The sequence below is a fragment of the Capnocytophaga cynodegmi genome, from assembly GCF_002302475.1.
GTDB lineage: Bacteria > Bacteroidota > Bacteroidia > Flavobacteriales > Flavobacteriaceae > Capnocytophaga > Capnocytophaga cynodegmi.
The window spans coordinates 2,022,930-2,036,810 of sequence record NZ_CP022378.1 but is presented as its reverse complement, the minus strand read 5'-3'; the positions used below and the strand labels follow the sequence as shown (position 1 = coordinate 2,036,810).

Here is a 13,881-nt window from a genome sequence, read left to right as displayed (position 1 = left end):
CAATTAATTAATCAAAATAAATTACAACATAGCAATTTATGATTAAATTAACAATAATCATTGTACTTAATTTAAAATCAACTCCCAGCTAATTTAAGAATAGTAAAATTGAAAATAAACTAAATAATAATTTTTATAAAACGAAGTCAAAAATACAATTTGATTGTATAACCCGAGATATAACATTAACAATCAATACAATAACAAAATCATTTAAATATACGAGGCCCTAGAAATATAGTTTTTTCTGTCTCTATTTTATTTCCTTCGCTATAAACATCTAAAATCAATTTTGTTTTTTCTTCTTCCAAAGAAGATTCTTCAATTTTTATAAATAAAGTCCCTTCTGCCATTCCTTGTTTTGGAACAAAAATTGACGTCTTCCCTACTAATACTACTTCTGCATTTGACTTTCCAGCTACTTTTATAGTAACATTATCAAAATCACGTGTAGTTTTATTAATTATTTTGTATGTGTATATATTACTGATTATTCCTCCTTCTTCGTGATTGTACAACTGACCTGGCACACGCAATACATTTGCCTGAACGTCAGTACGTACAAATAGCATTCCTATCAATATTCCGACAAGAATTGTAAGCACAGCGGTGTAACCTTTCATTCTTAAATCAAACTTGAAAGGAGCTTTCTTAGCGATATTTTCCTCACTTGCAAAACGTATCAAACCACGTTCAAAGCCTGTTTTATCCATTACATCATCACAAGCATCAATACAGGCTGTACAATTCACACATTCCAGTTGAGCTCCGTTACGAATATCGATTCCTGTAGGACAAATGTGTACACATTGCGAACAATCAATGCAATCGCCGTGACCAAGCTCCTGACGATTTTCATTTTTACGGAATTTTTTACGTCCCTTTTCTCCTTCACCACGAACATAATCGTACGCAACAATGATTGAACGATTATCCAGAAGGACTCCTTGCAATCGCCCGTATGGACAAGCTATGATACAAACCTGCTCTCTAAACCAAGCAAATATGAAATAGAAAACGCAAGTAAAAATAAATAATGCTACAAACGTACTCAAGTGATTTATAGGACCTTCAATAATATATGTAAGAAGAATATCAGAGCCTATTAAATATGCCAAAAATACATTTGCGACTAAAAATGAAATTAAGAAAAAAATTGTCCATTTGAGAACACGTTTGCGAATTTTCTCAGCATTCCAAGGTTGTTTATTCAATCGCATTTGTGCTCCTCTATCTCCATCTATCCAGTATTCAATTCTGCGAAAAACCATTTCCATAAATATGGTTTGAGGACAAATCCAACCGCAAAAAATTCTTCCAAAAACTACTGTAAACAAAGAAAGAAAAACAATTCCTATAATCATAGAAATTACAAACAGATAAAAATCTTGTGGCCAAAAAGGGAGTCCGAAAATATTAAATTTACGATCAAGTACATTAAATAGTAAAAACTGATTACCATTAATTTTTATGAAAGGACTCGCAAAAAGTATTAATAAAAGAACATAACTCACATACTTTCTATAACGATAATATCTTCCTGAGGGTTTCTTCGGATATACCCAAGCTCTTTTCCCTTCTTCATCAATAGTTCCGATAGAATCACGAAATACATCTTTACCTTGCTGTGCCATAACGTTTTATTATAAAAACAACAAAAAAGTTAGAGAATATGAGTGAATAGCAAACCACTCAACATCAAATTCTCTAACCTTTACCATTAATATTTAAAAATCTAACTCTCTGTTATTCTTCTGTATACAAATCTCCTTCAGCAGCTTTAGGGTTTGCTGGAGTAGTTCCTTTTAAGGTTTTGATGTAACTTGCTACCTGAGCTATTTCTTCTGGTTTCAATAAAGCTTTCCAAGCCACCATACCTTTTCCATCTCTACCTCCTTCTGAAATGGTATTAAAAATCTTATTGATACTTCCTCCTAAAATCCAATAATCATCAGTTAAGTTAGGACCAATACCTCCCCCACCATCCATAGCGTGACAGGCAACACAATTCATCTGGAAGATTTTTTTACCCGCCTCAATATCAGAGGCATCAGTAAGAAGCTTGACATTATCAGCGTTTAACAAATTTGGATTATTCTTTCTGTACTCTGCAATTTCTATTTTAGCTTGAACTACATCTCTGTCGTACTCTTCTACTTGATTATAGTCTTTAATAACTTCAAATCGAATAAGATATACAACCATAAAAACTATTGTAGCATAGAATAAATACACCCACCAAGTAGGCAATGTATTATCGAGCTCTTTAATCCCGTCGTGTTCGTGTTCTAATATAATTTCACTTTCACGTTCAATCGGAACTTGATTAACCATACTTGCATAAAAACGCTTCCATAAAGAACCCTCTTCTGCTGCAAATCCTGACTTAGGTTTAATGCCATAAGTTAAATTATTAACTCCTCGCAAAACGACCTCTGTAAAAATCAAGACGAAAAGTAGAAAAACCAGAAGCATCTGAATTTGAGAATACTTAGCAATTGCACATTCCCCTTTGCTTCCGTATAAAAGTTCCAAAACAAGAGCTACAACACCAACAATGGTTATTACTCGTAAAAATGGTATTAAATTTCTTTTCATGATAAAGTACTGTTGTTATTTTCTTCGTCATTATCGAAAGGAATGTTATTCATCTGGTCAATGGATTCTTTCTTGTAGCCAAAAACCCACCAAAATAGTGCTAAGAAAAAGATAAAGAATATCAAAAGTGACACTATGGGAAAAAATTCGTATCCCTCTGCCGATGCCATTATTTCCTTAATAGACTTAATCATTGTTGTTATTCAGCGTTTGCAGTTTTAATTTTAATATCTGTCCCTAATCGTTGCAAATAAGCAATAAGTGCAACAATTTCACGATCTTTCATCGGAATGAATTCTTCACCTGCTTTCTCAGCTTTTGCTTTAGAAGCCTCATATTGCTTAACAAAATCAGGATCGTTGTACAAATTCTTTTCAATACTTGCAGCCTGTTCGTCCATTGATTTATGAGCGTTAGCTATATCTTCTTCTGTATAAGGAACACCCAGTTTAACCAATCCACGCATTTTAGCCTCAATATTACCTCTATCGTGTTTATCTCTTGTAAGCCAAGGATATGCGGGCATTATACTTCCTGGTGAAGTACTCGTTGGGTCGTACATATGGTTGAAATGCCAGTTATCAGAATATTTTCCTCCTAAACGAAGCAAATCAGGACCTGTACGTTTACTTCCCCACAAGAAAGGACGATCGTAAATAAATTCACCTGCTTTTGCAAATTCTCCATAACGCTCTACCTCACTACGGAACGGACGAACCATTTGGCTGTGACAAGACACACATCCCTCACGAATGTACAAATCACGTCCTTCCAATTCAAGAGGTGTATATGGTTTCACACTTGAAATTGTAGGTATGTTCGATTTTACAAAGATAGTTGGTACAATTTGCACAATACCTCCAATTAAGATAGCAACTGTTGCCCAAATTGTCATTTGAATAGGCTTTCTTTCCAACCAAGTATGTAAAGTTTCTCCTTGTAATCTTCCGCCACTAATTGTTGATAAAGCAGGAGCTTGAGCCAGTTCATCTTCCAGCTTAGGAGCTGTTTGCAACGTTTTTATAATATTATAAACTCCAGCAAGAACACCGATTAGGTATAGAGTACCCCCAACAGCACGTAGGGCATACATCGGCATAATTTGAGTTACTGTCTCCAAGAAGTTTCCATATGTTAAAGTTCCATCTGGATTAAATTGTTTCCATAACGACGCTTGAGTAAATCCTGCAACGTAAAGCGGTAAAGCATAAAATACAATACCCAAAGTACCTATCCAGAAATGGAAATTCGCCAACTTCATAGAATAAAGATTTGTCTTCCACATTTTAGGTACAATATAATAAATCATACCGAAAGCAAGAAATCCATTCCAAGCCAATGCCCCAACGTGAACGTGAGCAATAATCCAGTCTGTAAAGTGAGCAATCGCATTTACATTTTTAAGCGAAAGCATTGGTCCTTCAAAAGTAGCCATACCATAACCTGTGATAGCTACCACCATAAATTTCAATGTAGGACTCTCACGAACTGTATCCCAAGCACCACGAAGTGTTAATAAACCATTAATCATACCTCCCCAAGAAGGAGCCACCAACATTACTGAGAACACAACACCTAAGTTTTGTGCCCATTCAGGCAAAGCCGTATATAGCAAATGGTGCGGACCTGCCCAAATGTAGATAAAAATCAAACTCCAGAAGTGGATAATTGACAATCGGTAAGAATATACTGGACGATTTGCAGCCTTTGGAACAAAATAATACATCAAACCTAAAAATGGTGTCGTCAAGAAGAAAGCAACCGCATTATGACCATACCACCACTGAACTAATGCATCTTGAACCCCTGCATAAACAGAATAAGACTTAAGCTTTGTTACAGGAAGCTCCAAGTTGTTGAAAATATGGAGTACAGCTACCGTAACGAATGTCGCTAAATAGAACCAAATAGCCACATAAATATGACGTTGTCTTCTCCTTAAAAGCGTACCAATCATATTCACCCCAAAAGCTACCCACACCAAAGCAATCATTATATCGATTGGCCACTCCAATTCGGCATATTCTTTGGAAGTAGTGTAACCCAGCGGAAGAGTTATCGCGGCCGCAAGAATTATTAGCTGCCACCCCCAAAAGTTGAAGTTACTAAGGAAGTCACTAAACATACGAGCTTTCAAAAGTCGTTGTAGCGAATAGTAAACCCCCGCAAAAATAGCATTACCCACAAAAGCGAAAATAACAGCATTTGTGTGCAAAGGACGAAGGCGTCCGAAACTCAACCAAGGAATTTCGTTAGACATTGTCGGAAATAAAAACAAATAGGCCAACCATAGCCCCACTACCATTCCTATAACTCCCCAAAAGAGCGTTGCAAAAAGGAATTTCCGTACAATTTTGTTGTCATAGTAAAATTGTTGCTTCTCCATTATTTATTTTAATTAATTATTCAGTTAGTTTTTCTTCTTCAGTTATATTTTCTGTTTTTTTATCAACGAGCTCATCTTCAAAAAGCATTCGTACCGCGGGTGTGTGACTATCATCATATTGTCCTTTCCGCACTGCCATTATGAACAGAAAAAAAAACAGCAATGCTACCACAATACTTATGCTAATCAACATATATATCACACTCATCTGAAAACAGTTATTGTATAGATGTGGCAAAAGTACATAATCTTAATCAGTTAAAAAAGTGACAAATATCTTTTTTTTTTATTTTTAATAAATCTAAAGTTTTATTTTCAGACAAAAATAACACAAACCACTGAAAACAAATCAGTTATAAAGTTAAAAAAAGTAAAAATTTTCTTTCTTTTTTAGCATAACTTTTAAAACAATCAAAACCTTCTTCAATTTAAACAAGTATTGCCTCACAATAAATAACTTCTGGAAATGCAAAATTGAATTTGATTGAAGCCATTTTCTCCATTAAAACAAAACAAAAAGCTCAAAAATCAGAATCTGTGGTTCCGATTTTCGAGCTTAATTAAAAAATTATTTTGCTAATTTTCAGATATCTGCAAAAATTATCCTTTATAAAAAGGCAGCTTTACCACCGTTGCAGGAACTTTATTTTTACGAATTTGGACAAAAATTTCACTTCCTAATTTAGAAAGTCCAGTAGGAACATACCCCAAGCCAATTCCTTTACCAAGCGAAGGCGACATAGTTCCACTGGTAACATTTCCAATTACATTTCCTTGTGCATCAACAATTTCGTATCCGTGACGTGGAATTGCTTTCTCCTGCATTTCAAAACCTACTAACTTTTTATCAACTCCGTTCTCTTTATCTGACTTGATTATATCGGAGCTTATAAAATCTTTCGTAAACTTAGTAATCCAGCCCAATCCCGCTGATATTGGGGAAGTTGTATCATCAATATCGTTTCCGTACAAACAGAATCCCATCTCCAAACGAAGCGTGTCACGGGCAGCCAAACCGATAGGTTTTATTCCAAAAGGTTCTCCCACTTTGAAAATTTCGTCCCAAACGTGTTTTATATGTTCATTCTTAACATATATTTCAACTCCTCCGCTACCTGTATAGCCTGTTGCAGAGATTATTACATCTTTCACACCTGCAAAATCACCAATTACAAAGTGATAGTTTTTTATTTCTGATAAATTTACAGATGTAAGTGGCTGAATTGCCTCCAAAGCCTTAGGTCCTTGAATAGCCAACAATGAATATTGGTCAGAGGCATTTTCCATTTCCACTCCCCAAGTATTATGTTTGCTAATCCAGTCCCAATCTTTTTCGATATTAGAAGCATTGACAACCAACAGATAATGTTCATCTGCAATTTTATATACGATAAGGTCATCAACAATTCCTCCTTTGTCATTTGGCAAATAGCTGTATTGTGCCCTTCCATCATACAATGTTGTCGCATCGTTAGAGGTTACTTTTTGAATCAAATCTAAGGCGTGTTTTCCTTTGAGAATGAATTCTCCCATATGGCTTACATCAAACACCCCAACTCCATTTCTTACTGTTTCGTGTTCTACATTAACCCCCTCATACTGAACAGGCATATTGTAACCAGCAAAAGGAACCATTTTTGCTCCTAACGCAATATGAACATCGGTTAAAGCTGTGTTTTTCATATTATTCTATTATTTTTTAAATTTCAGTGGTTAGTTATTTTTATCAGAAATCAACCTGATATTATTGAAATCTTTATATTACCTTATCGAAAATTTCTTATCCCCTGTAGCGTAACGCTCTCGGCATTCGTGGTAGATTTCCACAGCTTCCTCCAGATTTCCCCAACCATTTACAGCTACCTTTTTCTTTTCCAAATCTTTGTATACTTGAAAAAAATGTTCAATTTCCATAATCAAATGCGGATTCACGTCGTCTAACGTGTTAAGTTTACTCCAAACTGGGTCAGAAACTGGAACGCAAATCATTTTCTCATCAGGACCTTTTTCATCTGCCATATGGAAAACTCCAAGTGGTTTTACTTCCATCACACAACCAGGAAAGGTTGGCTCAGAAACCAAAACTAATACGTCCAATGGGTCAGAATCCAACGCCAACGTTTCGGGAACAAAACCATAATCAGCAGGATACATCATCGAAGAAAAAATCATTCGGTCATATCTAATTTTTTTCAATTCAAAATCGTATTCATATTTATTTCGGCTTCCCTTCGGAATTTCGATTAACACATCGAAAGATAATTGTTCTTTTTTAGACATATTCTTTTAATATTTTTAACAGTTGCAAAAATAGACAAATAATTCGGAAAAGACCAATAAAAACAATTTAAAATTAAAACTTTCTGAATAAAAACACTCATTCAAAACTAATTTATTACAGAATAACCAAAATGAATTTCCTTTTCCCAACCATAAATCTATTGTACATAGCAAACCACGAACTTTATAAAGACAAAAACTTCTTCGTAAATAACCAAAAAATTTTCAAAAACTTCTTTCAAATAAAAATAAAAGTTTTATTTTTGCCGAACTTTTAAAGAAAGAGATATGGCAGTTTACAAAAAGAGAAACGACAGACCTAATAGAAAAAAGAAGACAGAAGATTTAGATGAATTCCAAGAAGAATTACTTCACGAGGAAAGTACTACTGCAAAGGTATTCGACACCATTGAAGAAAACACCTCAATAGCAGAGGCTTGGGTTCAGAAAAATCAAAAAACAATCATCGGTACATTAGTTGCTGTAGCGGTAGTTGGGTTGGGGTACTTACTTTATCAAAGGTTCGTATCAATACCTAAAGAAAACGAAGGTGCCAATGAACTATTCTTCGCTCAAGAATTTTTTGACCAAGCTTTAAACGCTACAGATGACAAAGTTAAGGACTCTTTATTTACTGTTTCACTAAAAGGGGGAAATGGAAAATATGGCTTTTTGGAAATCATTGAAAACTACAGCGGAACAAAAGCTGCAAATCTGGCAAACTATTCAGCTGGAATGGCATATATGAATCAAGGAAATTATGAAAAAGCTATTGAGCATTTGAAAAAATTTAATTCTCCCGATGAAATTCTCGGAGCTTTGGCTTTAGGAAATATCGGTGATGCTTATTCTCAACAAAAAAATAACGCTGAGGCATTAAATTTCTACAAGAAAGCTTTTGAACATAGCAAAAATGAGTTCACCACGCCTATTTATTTGAAAAAGGCAGGAATTACAGCTATGTTACAGAACAATAATCAGGAGGCAAACAAATATTTTGAACGAATTAAAGATGAATTCCCTAATTCGGAAGAAGCAAGAACTATTGACATTCTTCTTGGGAAAATAAATAGCTAGAATACATTTTTCATAACAAACAATTACACACCTGTCATCTTTTGGATTAACTCCAAAATGGCAGGTGTAAATATTTAAAAATAAAACAGATATGGCAACTGAAAATAAAAATCTATCGCAATACGACAAAAATACAATTCCCAGTGCAAAGCCTTTTCGTTTTGGCATCGTCACTTCTGAATGGAATGAGCAAGTCACATTCGGACTAAAAAAAGGAGCTATTGACACCTTAAAAGATTGTGGAGCTGAAGAAAAAAACATCATCTGTTGGGAAGTTCCTGGGAGTTTTGAGCTTATCTATGGAAGCAAAAAAATGATTGATACTCAAAATGTTGATGCTGTAATCGCTATTGGATGTGTTATTCAAGGCGAAACACGTCACTTTGATTTTGTATGTCAAGGCGTTACACAAGGAATTGCTCACTTAAATGCAACGAAAGATACTCCTGTTATTTTTTGTGTTCTGACGGACAATAATTTACAACAATCTTTGGACAGAAGTGGAGGAAAACACGGAAATAAAGGTGTTGAAGCCGCCATCGCTGCCATTAAAATGGTAGTTTTATAGGTCAAGAACCTTGACACAATTTTATTTTCTGTTTTGACAAAAAGTTATAAGAAATAGTCTAATACTAAACAATAAAAAAAACATACAATGAAAAAAATAATTCTACTGGTTTCTTTATCACTAATTGGATATAAAACCACAGCACAAGACTGTGAGAAAGAAGCTCAAATCCAGATTATCAACAAAATTAAAAATTACGACCCCACAGACCTTGTTCCTTATTCTAAAGACGGAGAAAAGTGGGCATTTGTAGATGCTAAGACAAAAAAACAAGTAACTGATTTTGTGTTAGATTATGCCGAAATGTTTAATCCACATTTTAGAACATATTTAAAAGACTGTGAGGTGAATATCAAGTCTGATTATTCTTTTAAGTCTGAAAAGATACAAATTTTTCAAATGGAAGCTGATGAAGATACCCCCCCAAAAAGCAAGGCAACAAAAGAAAATTTGGGATTTGATGTAAATATAAAAGGTAAAATGACTGCTTATTCCAAATCCTATAAAAGAGGTGATTGGGATAATCAAAACATATCTAGCCCCATAAAACATAATAATTCCTACTATGCCATACTTCACAAAAAAGAAGAAGATGTTCTTATTAATCAAGAGGGCTTGGAACAAGAAGGTTTTCGTTTTAAAAAATTAATTTCTACTCCTTATAAAAACAATGGAGAAGAGGTGCTTTATGTAGAAGATTTTCAAAATCAAAAAGGTTTTATCACACTTTCAGGTAGAAAAATTCTCTACGGAGAATTAATAAGTTACCCTTTTTCTTTTTATGATGTTTTAGGATTTTCAGTGCAAAACAATCAAGATACATATGTTAGTGACATCACACTATCAGGTGTTTTAGACCTTACTACACAAACTTGGATTATCAAAACGCAAAAGAAATATAAAATATATCGAATGATAATCTCTACTACAGAAAAAATTGATGAAAAAGATTTCAAAAATAGAGATAAAGCAAAAATTTATTTTCTTGCTTTAAAAGGCAAAAAACATTTTGTGTTAGATATGAAAGGAAAACCAATTCTTCCTAAAAAATAATGAAAAGGCTGTTAGTCGAAAATCTCAACTAACAGCCTTTTTTACTACCATTCTATTTTTCTGGAAACGTACATCACCAAGGCTAAAATGAGGAACAAACCAATACTTCCTACCAATAAAGCGTAATTCTCCAACTGAATGATAACATAAATAAAGCCATAGAGAGCTGATAAAGAAGCTACTATAAACATCGGAAATTTTCTGTTTTTCAAAATTGAAATCGAATACAAACCAATAAGCAAAACCACCATCACCGAAGCAATTAAGTAAGCCTTTGAAAAACTGCTATGTTCAGTAATAGAAATTAGTAATGTATAGAACATCGTTAATGCCAAACCTATCATTGTATATTGAAAAATATGAATTTTTATCTTGCTGATTGTCTGTATCAAAAAGAAAATCAAAAACGTAAGTCCTATAACTAAAAATCCATATTTGGCTGCCCTCTCATTCTGCTGATATTCATCAACCGGAATCACAAAATCCACTTCAAAAGCATACTTTCCAATATCGGGCAAAGAACCAAAAGTTTGTTGTGAAAAAGGTCGGTTAATGTGTAAAATTTTCCAATTAGCTGAAAATCCGTTATTTGTAATTTCTTTCTGAAATGGAAGAAAATTTCCGCTGAAACTCGGGTCTTTCCAATCGGATTTGATAGTACTTTCAGTAACTTTTCCGATAGGAACAATTCCGATTTTAGAACTTCCATCATAGGTTATTGAAAAACTAAAATTTCCGTTTTCGAAATGGTCTTTTGCATTAAAAAACGGTGTTTCAAGCGATGAAACTGCTCTGTAACCATTATTTTCGCTATAATAACTATAATCTTCATTAGTTTGTGCCTCATAAATTGGCTCAAAAACGTATTCTTTGCCCGAAAAAAGCATTTTAACACTGTTTTTGATACTTGAAAGGTTCGTAGTTCGGATAAGAATCGTGGCTTTATCCCACAAAATATCGGAATCAGAGACGTTTTTTGAAGAAAAATCAGGTTTTATGTATTTTCCTGAAAAATCCATTTGAGTGGTAAAAACCACAGATTCATAATTATTTCGCTTTTTGATTTCGGTTTGTACCTGTGAAACATTTTTGAGTTCTTCAGGAAAAAAGTACGCATAATGCTCTTCAGATGTTTTTTCAATAATGGTTGTTTTCGTTTTATTATCATAAACCTCGCTTTGTGTGTATGTTAGATAGGGAATTTTCAGAATAGGTCCATAAAAGAAGACCTCATTACCCCATTTTGAGTTAATTTCCCTAATCACTTCTGATTGCCTTACGGCTCGTTCATTAATTAGTCCTTTTACTAAAAATAGAGGAATGAGCAAGAACAATGTTAATGCTCCAATCATTATCAAACGTGTTGTGTTCGAGTGTAATACATTTGCCAAAAACGATTTTTGATTTGTTTCCATAAAATTAATTTATTTAGTTATTTTATCTATTAAAAGCACTTTGAAATTCAAAGTTAAATTATAAAAAAAGATAGATTAAAATCAATCTTTCATATTTTCCTGATTTATAATCTTTTCTAAAGCATTCAAATGTTCTTGAAAAGCCTTTCTTCCTTTTTCAGTTACTTTATAACTCGTGTTGGTTTTACGTCCGATAAACTTTTTTTCTACAATTATATATTCTTCATTCTCAAGAGCTTTCGTATGACTTGCAAGATTTCCGTCTGTAATATCAAGAAGTTCCTTAAGTGTATTAAAATCAGCACTTTCATTAACAACCAAAACGGACATTATACCGAGTCTCACTCGATTATCAAAAGCTTTGTTAATATGCTGAAGAATATTTTTCACTATTTCGACTACTAAAAATTTATCTATACGCTTATCAAGCAAATGTTTTTTCAAAGAATCATAATGATTTCTGTAGAATTGAATTTATTATATTTCATTTTGAAGCTTTTACTTCATATTTAAAATACATTATCGAACCATAAAGCAAATGGCATATTCCGAAACCTATCGTCCAAAACTCCAATCCATAACCTGAAAATTCAACTGCTAAAAGCCCTAAAATGATTTCAGTAATTCCCAGATAACGCACATCACGGAAAGTGTATTTACTAACATTCACACAAGATAAGCCATAGAAAATGAGCGTCATAGGAGCTAATAATCCGTAATATTGATTTCTTAAAAGTAACAAAATTAACACTCCTCCTGTTAGCATTGGAATAGCAAAATTTAAAAAAGCTCGTTTTGATGTAGCATTAATGAGTGTTTCTCCCTTTTTCTTTGCTTTTCTACTTGATAAAATGTAAGCCGTTGTAACAGACAATAATAAAACTACAAAAGCTACCCCTAAAATGGCTTTAAACGTACGACTTTCCAATATAACATATTGATTATAAAGATAATGATTTTTCAGAAGCAAATGTACAACATAAGCCCCAACAAGAGCATACGCCCCAGCTAAAACCCCTGAAAGTCCACTAAGTGACAGAAATTGAGTAGATTTCTGCATTATTTGCTTAATATCTTGTAAATCTTGAAGATATTTTTTATTTTCCATCTTTAAAAGTGCTTTGAATTGCAAAGTAAGTCATTATTTTTCATACTACAAAATTTTCAGATATTTTTTTCATATCTTTGGAATCGTTTTTAAACTTCCATTAATATGAAAAAGTTACTTGTATCATTAATCTTCATTATCTTAGTTTCTTGTAATCAACAAATTAAGGAATCTGATTTGCAACATCTCAACGGATATTGGGAAATTGAAAAAGTGGTTATGCCAGATAAAACTACAAAAGAATACAAGGTAAACACTACGTACGATTATATTGAAATTAAAAATTCTGAAGGCTTTCGCAAAAAAGTGTATCCACAAATAACGGGTAATTTTCAAACTAGCGATGATAGTGAAATTTTCAAAATTACTAAGGAAGATAACGTTTTCAAAATGAATTATAAAAATGGCGAAAATCAATGGACAGAAATTTTGGAATTGGTGAATGAAACTTCTTTCGTAGTTAAAAATGAAGCCAATATTACTTATCATTACAAGAAAGTAAAAAATTAATTATTAAAGTCTTATGGAAGGAAACACTCAATTATTATCTTCCGTTATTAAACAACTTATTAAGCAAAATCGCTTAGAATATGGTCTCCACAAAGTGGAAGTACAAGAAATTTGGGAGCGATTGATGGGCAACGCCATCATAAAATACACCACATCAGTCGAACTCAAGGGAGATGTGCTTTACATTCAATTATCATCTCCTGCTCTTTGTCAGGAATTAGGGTACGGGAAAGAAAAAATTATAGCTCTCATCAATGAAGAGTTAGGAGAAGAAGTGGTAAAAAAATTACATCTAACGAGTTAAAACTTAAGAAACAATAAAAATGATTCGATTTGCAATAAAAAACGATGCTGATTTTGTAGCTCCACTGATGTTTCAGGCAATGGAAGAAATTGTTTTCAAACTCATTGGAAAAGAAGATAAAACTCAAGCAATTTCTTTCTTAAAAATGCTTTTTTTGGAGGAAAGAAATCAATATTCCTATACAAATACAATTGTTTTTGAAGAAAATAGCCAAGCTATTGGCTCTTTAGTTTTTTATGATGGTGCCGATTTGCACGAACTTAGAAAGCCTGTTCTAACATTGGCTGAGCAAATTTCTGGAAGAAAAATCATTGTTGAAGACGAAACTTCCGAGGGGGAAATTTATATCGACACAGTGAGCGTAAGCCCTCAGGGACAAGGAAAAGGCATTGGTTCACAATTAATTACTTTTCTGCAAGAGTATGTTTCTAAAAACAAACTTGGAAAAATAGGGCTACTTGTTGATGAAAAAAATCCACAAGCCGAAAAGCTCTATACTCGCTTAGGATTTGAATACGTGAATAAACAATCACTAGCAGGTGGAAGTTATAAACATTTGGTTTTTGATGTACTATGAAAAAG

At 33.3% G+C, this 13,881-nt stretch carries 16 protein-coding genes; 6 read left to right on the top strand and 10 right to left on the bottom strand.

The window, feature by feature from the left end:
- Window positions 1–209: 209 nt before the first annotated feature.
- The 7 genes from ccoG to CGC48_RS09070 form a co-directional block, all read right to left on the bottom strand.
- Window positions 210–1,634, bottom strand: a complete 1,425-nt coding sequence (ccoG, locus tag CGC48_RS09100; protein ID WP_098029323.1) for a cytochrome c oxidase accessory protein CcoG — start codon at window positions 1,632–1,634, stop codon at window positions 210–212.
- 112 nt (window positions 1,635–1,746) lie between these two features.
- On the bottom strand, window positions 1,747–2,598 hold the full coding sequence (locus CGC48_RS09095; RefSeq protein WP_098029322.1) for a cbb3-type cytochrome c oxidase N-terminal domain-containing protein: 852 nt from the start codon (window positions 2,596–2,598) through the stop codon (window positions 1,747–1,749).
- Window positions 2,595–2,792, bottom strand: a complete 198-nt coding sequence (locus tag CGC48_RS09090; RefSeq protein ID WP_098029321.1) for a CcoQ/FixQ family Cbb3-type cytochrome c oxidase assembly chaperone — start codon at window positions 2,790–2,792, stop codon at window positions 2,595–2,597. The genes CGC48_RS09095 and CGC48_RS09090 overlap by 4 nt, the downstream gene beginning before the upstream one ends.
- 5 nt (window positions 2,793–2,797) lie before the next feature.
- The gene (ccoN, locus tag CGC48_RS09085; RefSeq protein WP_098029320.1) at window positions 2,798–4,984 is read right to left on the bottom strand and encodes a cytochrome-c oxidase, cbb3-type subunit I; all 2,187 of its coding nucleotides are present in this window, start codon (window positions 4,982–4,984) and stop codon (window positions 2,798–2,800) included.
- 16 nt (window positions 4,985–5,000) lie between these two features.
- Window positions 5,001–5,192: a cbb3-type cytochrome oxidase assembly protein CcoS gene (gene ccoS, locus CGC48_RS09080; protein ID WP_098029319.1), complete on the bottom strand. Its 192-nt coding sequence runs from the start codon at window positions 5,190–5,192 to the stop codon at window positions 5,001–5,003.
- Between the two features lie 392 nt (window positions 5,193–5,584).
- A complete protein-coding gene (gene gcvT / locus CGC48_RS09075) occupies window positions 5,585–6,667 on the bottom strand; it encodes a glycine cleavage system aminomethyltransferase GcvT (RefSeq protein WP_098029318.1) in 1,083 nt (360 codons plus the stop codon).
- A 78-nt stretch (window positions 6,668–6,745) separates the two neighbouring features.
- The gene (locus CGC48_RS09070) at window positions 6,746–7,264 is read right to left on the bottom strand and encodes an inorganic diphosphatase (RefSeq protein WP_098029317.1); all 519 of its coding nucleotides are present in this window, start codon (window positions 7,262–7,264) and stop codon (window positions 6,746–6,748) included.
- 288 nt (window positions 7,265–7,552) lie between these two features.
- On the opposite strand from CGC48_RS09070, the gene CGC48_RS09065 reads away from it, so the two are divergent.
- The 3 genes from CGC48_RS09065 to CGC48_RS09055 all read left to right on the top strand — a co-directional run bounded on the left by CGC48_RS09065 (window position 7,553) and on the right by CGC48_RS09055 (window position 9,962).
- A complete protein-coding gene (locus CGC48_RS09065; protein ID WP_041991143.1) occupies window positions 7,553–8,341 on the top strand; it encodes a tetratricopeptide repeat protein in 789 nt (262 codons plus the stop codon).
- Between the two features lie 91 nt (window positions 8,342–8,432).
- On the top strand, window positions 8,433–8,909 hold the full coding sequence (gene ribH / locus CGC48_RS09060) for a 6,7-dimethyl-8-ribityllumazine synthase (protein WP_098029316.1): 477 nt from the start codon (window positions 8,433–8,435) through the stop codon (window positions 8,907–8,909).
- Between the two features lie 87 nt (window positions 8,910–8,996).
- On the top strand, window positions 8,997–9,962 hold the full coding sequence (locus CGC48_RS09055; RefSeq protein WP_098029315.1) for a hypothetical protein: 966 nt from the start codon (window positions 8,997–8,999) through the stop codon (window positions 9,960–9,962).
- Between the two features lie 44 nt (window positions 9,963–10,006).
- Here CGC48_RS09055 and creD read toward each other — a convergent pair whose 3' ends face one another.
- The 3 genes from creD to CGC48_RS09040 all read right to left on the bottom strand — a co-directional run bounded on the left by creD (window position 10,007) and on the right by CGC48_RS09040 (window position 12,485).
- Complete coding sequence (creD, locus tag CGC48_RS09050) at window positions 10,007–11,377, bottom strand: cell envelope integrity protein CreD (protein WP_098029314.1); 1,371 nt, start codon at window positions 11,375–11,377, stop codon at window positions 10,007–10,009.
- A gap of 81 nt (window positions 11,378–11,458) precedes the next feature.
- On the bottom strand, window positions 11,459–11,767 hold the full coding sequence (locus CGC48_RS09045) for a winged helix-turn-helix domain-containing protein (RefSeq protein WP_098029313.1): 309 nt from the start codon (window positions 11,765–11,767) through the stop codon (window positions 11,459–11,461).
- Window positions 11,768–11,861: 94 nt separating this feature from the next.
- Window positions 11,862–12,485, bottom strand: coding sequence for a hypothetical protein (locus CGC48_RS09040; RefSeq protein ID WP_098029312.1), 624 nt, complete (start codon window positions 12,483–12,485; stop codon window positions 11,862–11,864).
- A gap of 105 nt (window positions 12,486–12,590) precedes the next feature.
- Here CGC48_RS09040 and CGC48_RS09035 point away from each other — a divergent pair, with 105 nt between their 5' ends.
- From CGC48_RS09035 to CGC48_RS09025, 3 genes are read left to right on the top strand one after another with little or no spacing between them, the layout of a single operon-like run.
- A complete protein-coding gene (locus CGC48_RS09035) occupies window positions 12,591–12,995 on the top strand; it encodes a hypothetical protein (protein ID WP_098029311.1) in 405 nt (134 codons plus the stop codon).
- A 13-nt stretch (window positions 12,996–13,008) separates the two neighbouring features.
- Entirely contained in the window at window positions 13,009–13,299 is a 291-nt protein-coding gene (locus CGC48_RS09030) for a DUF721 domain-containing protein (protein WP_041991131.1), read from the top strand.
- Between the two features lie 19 nt (window positions 13,300–13,318).
- Entirely contained in the window at window positions 13,319–13,876 is a 558-nt protein-coding gene (locus tag CGC48_RS09025; RefSeq protein WP_098029310.1) for a GNAT family N-acetyltransferase, read from the top strand.
- The last annotated feature ends 5 nt before the right edge of the window (window positions 13,877–13,881 follow it).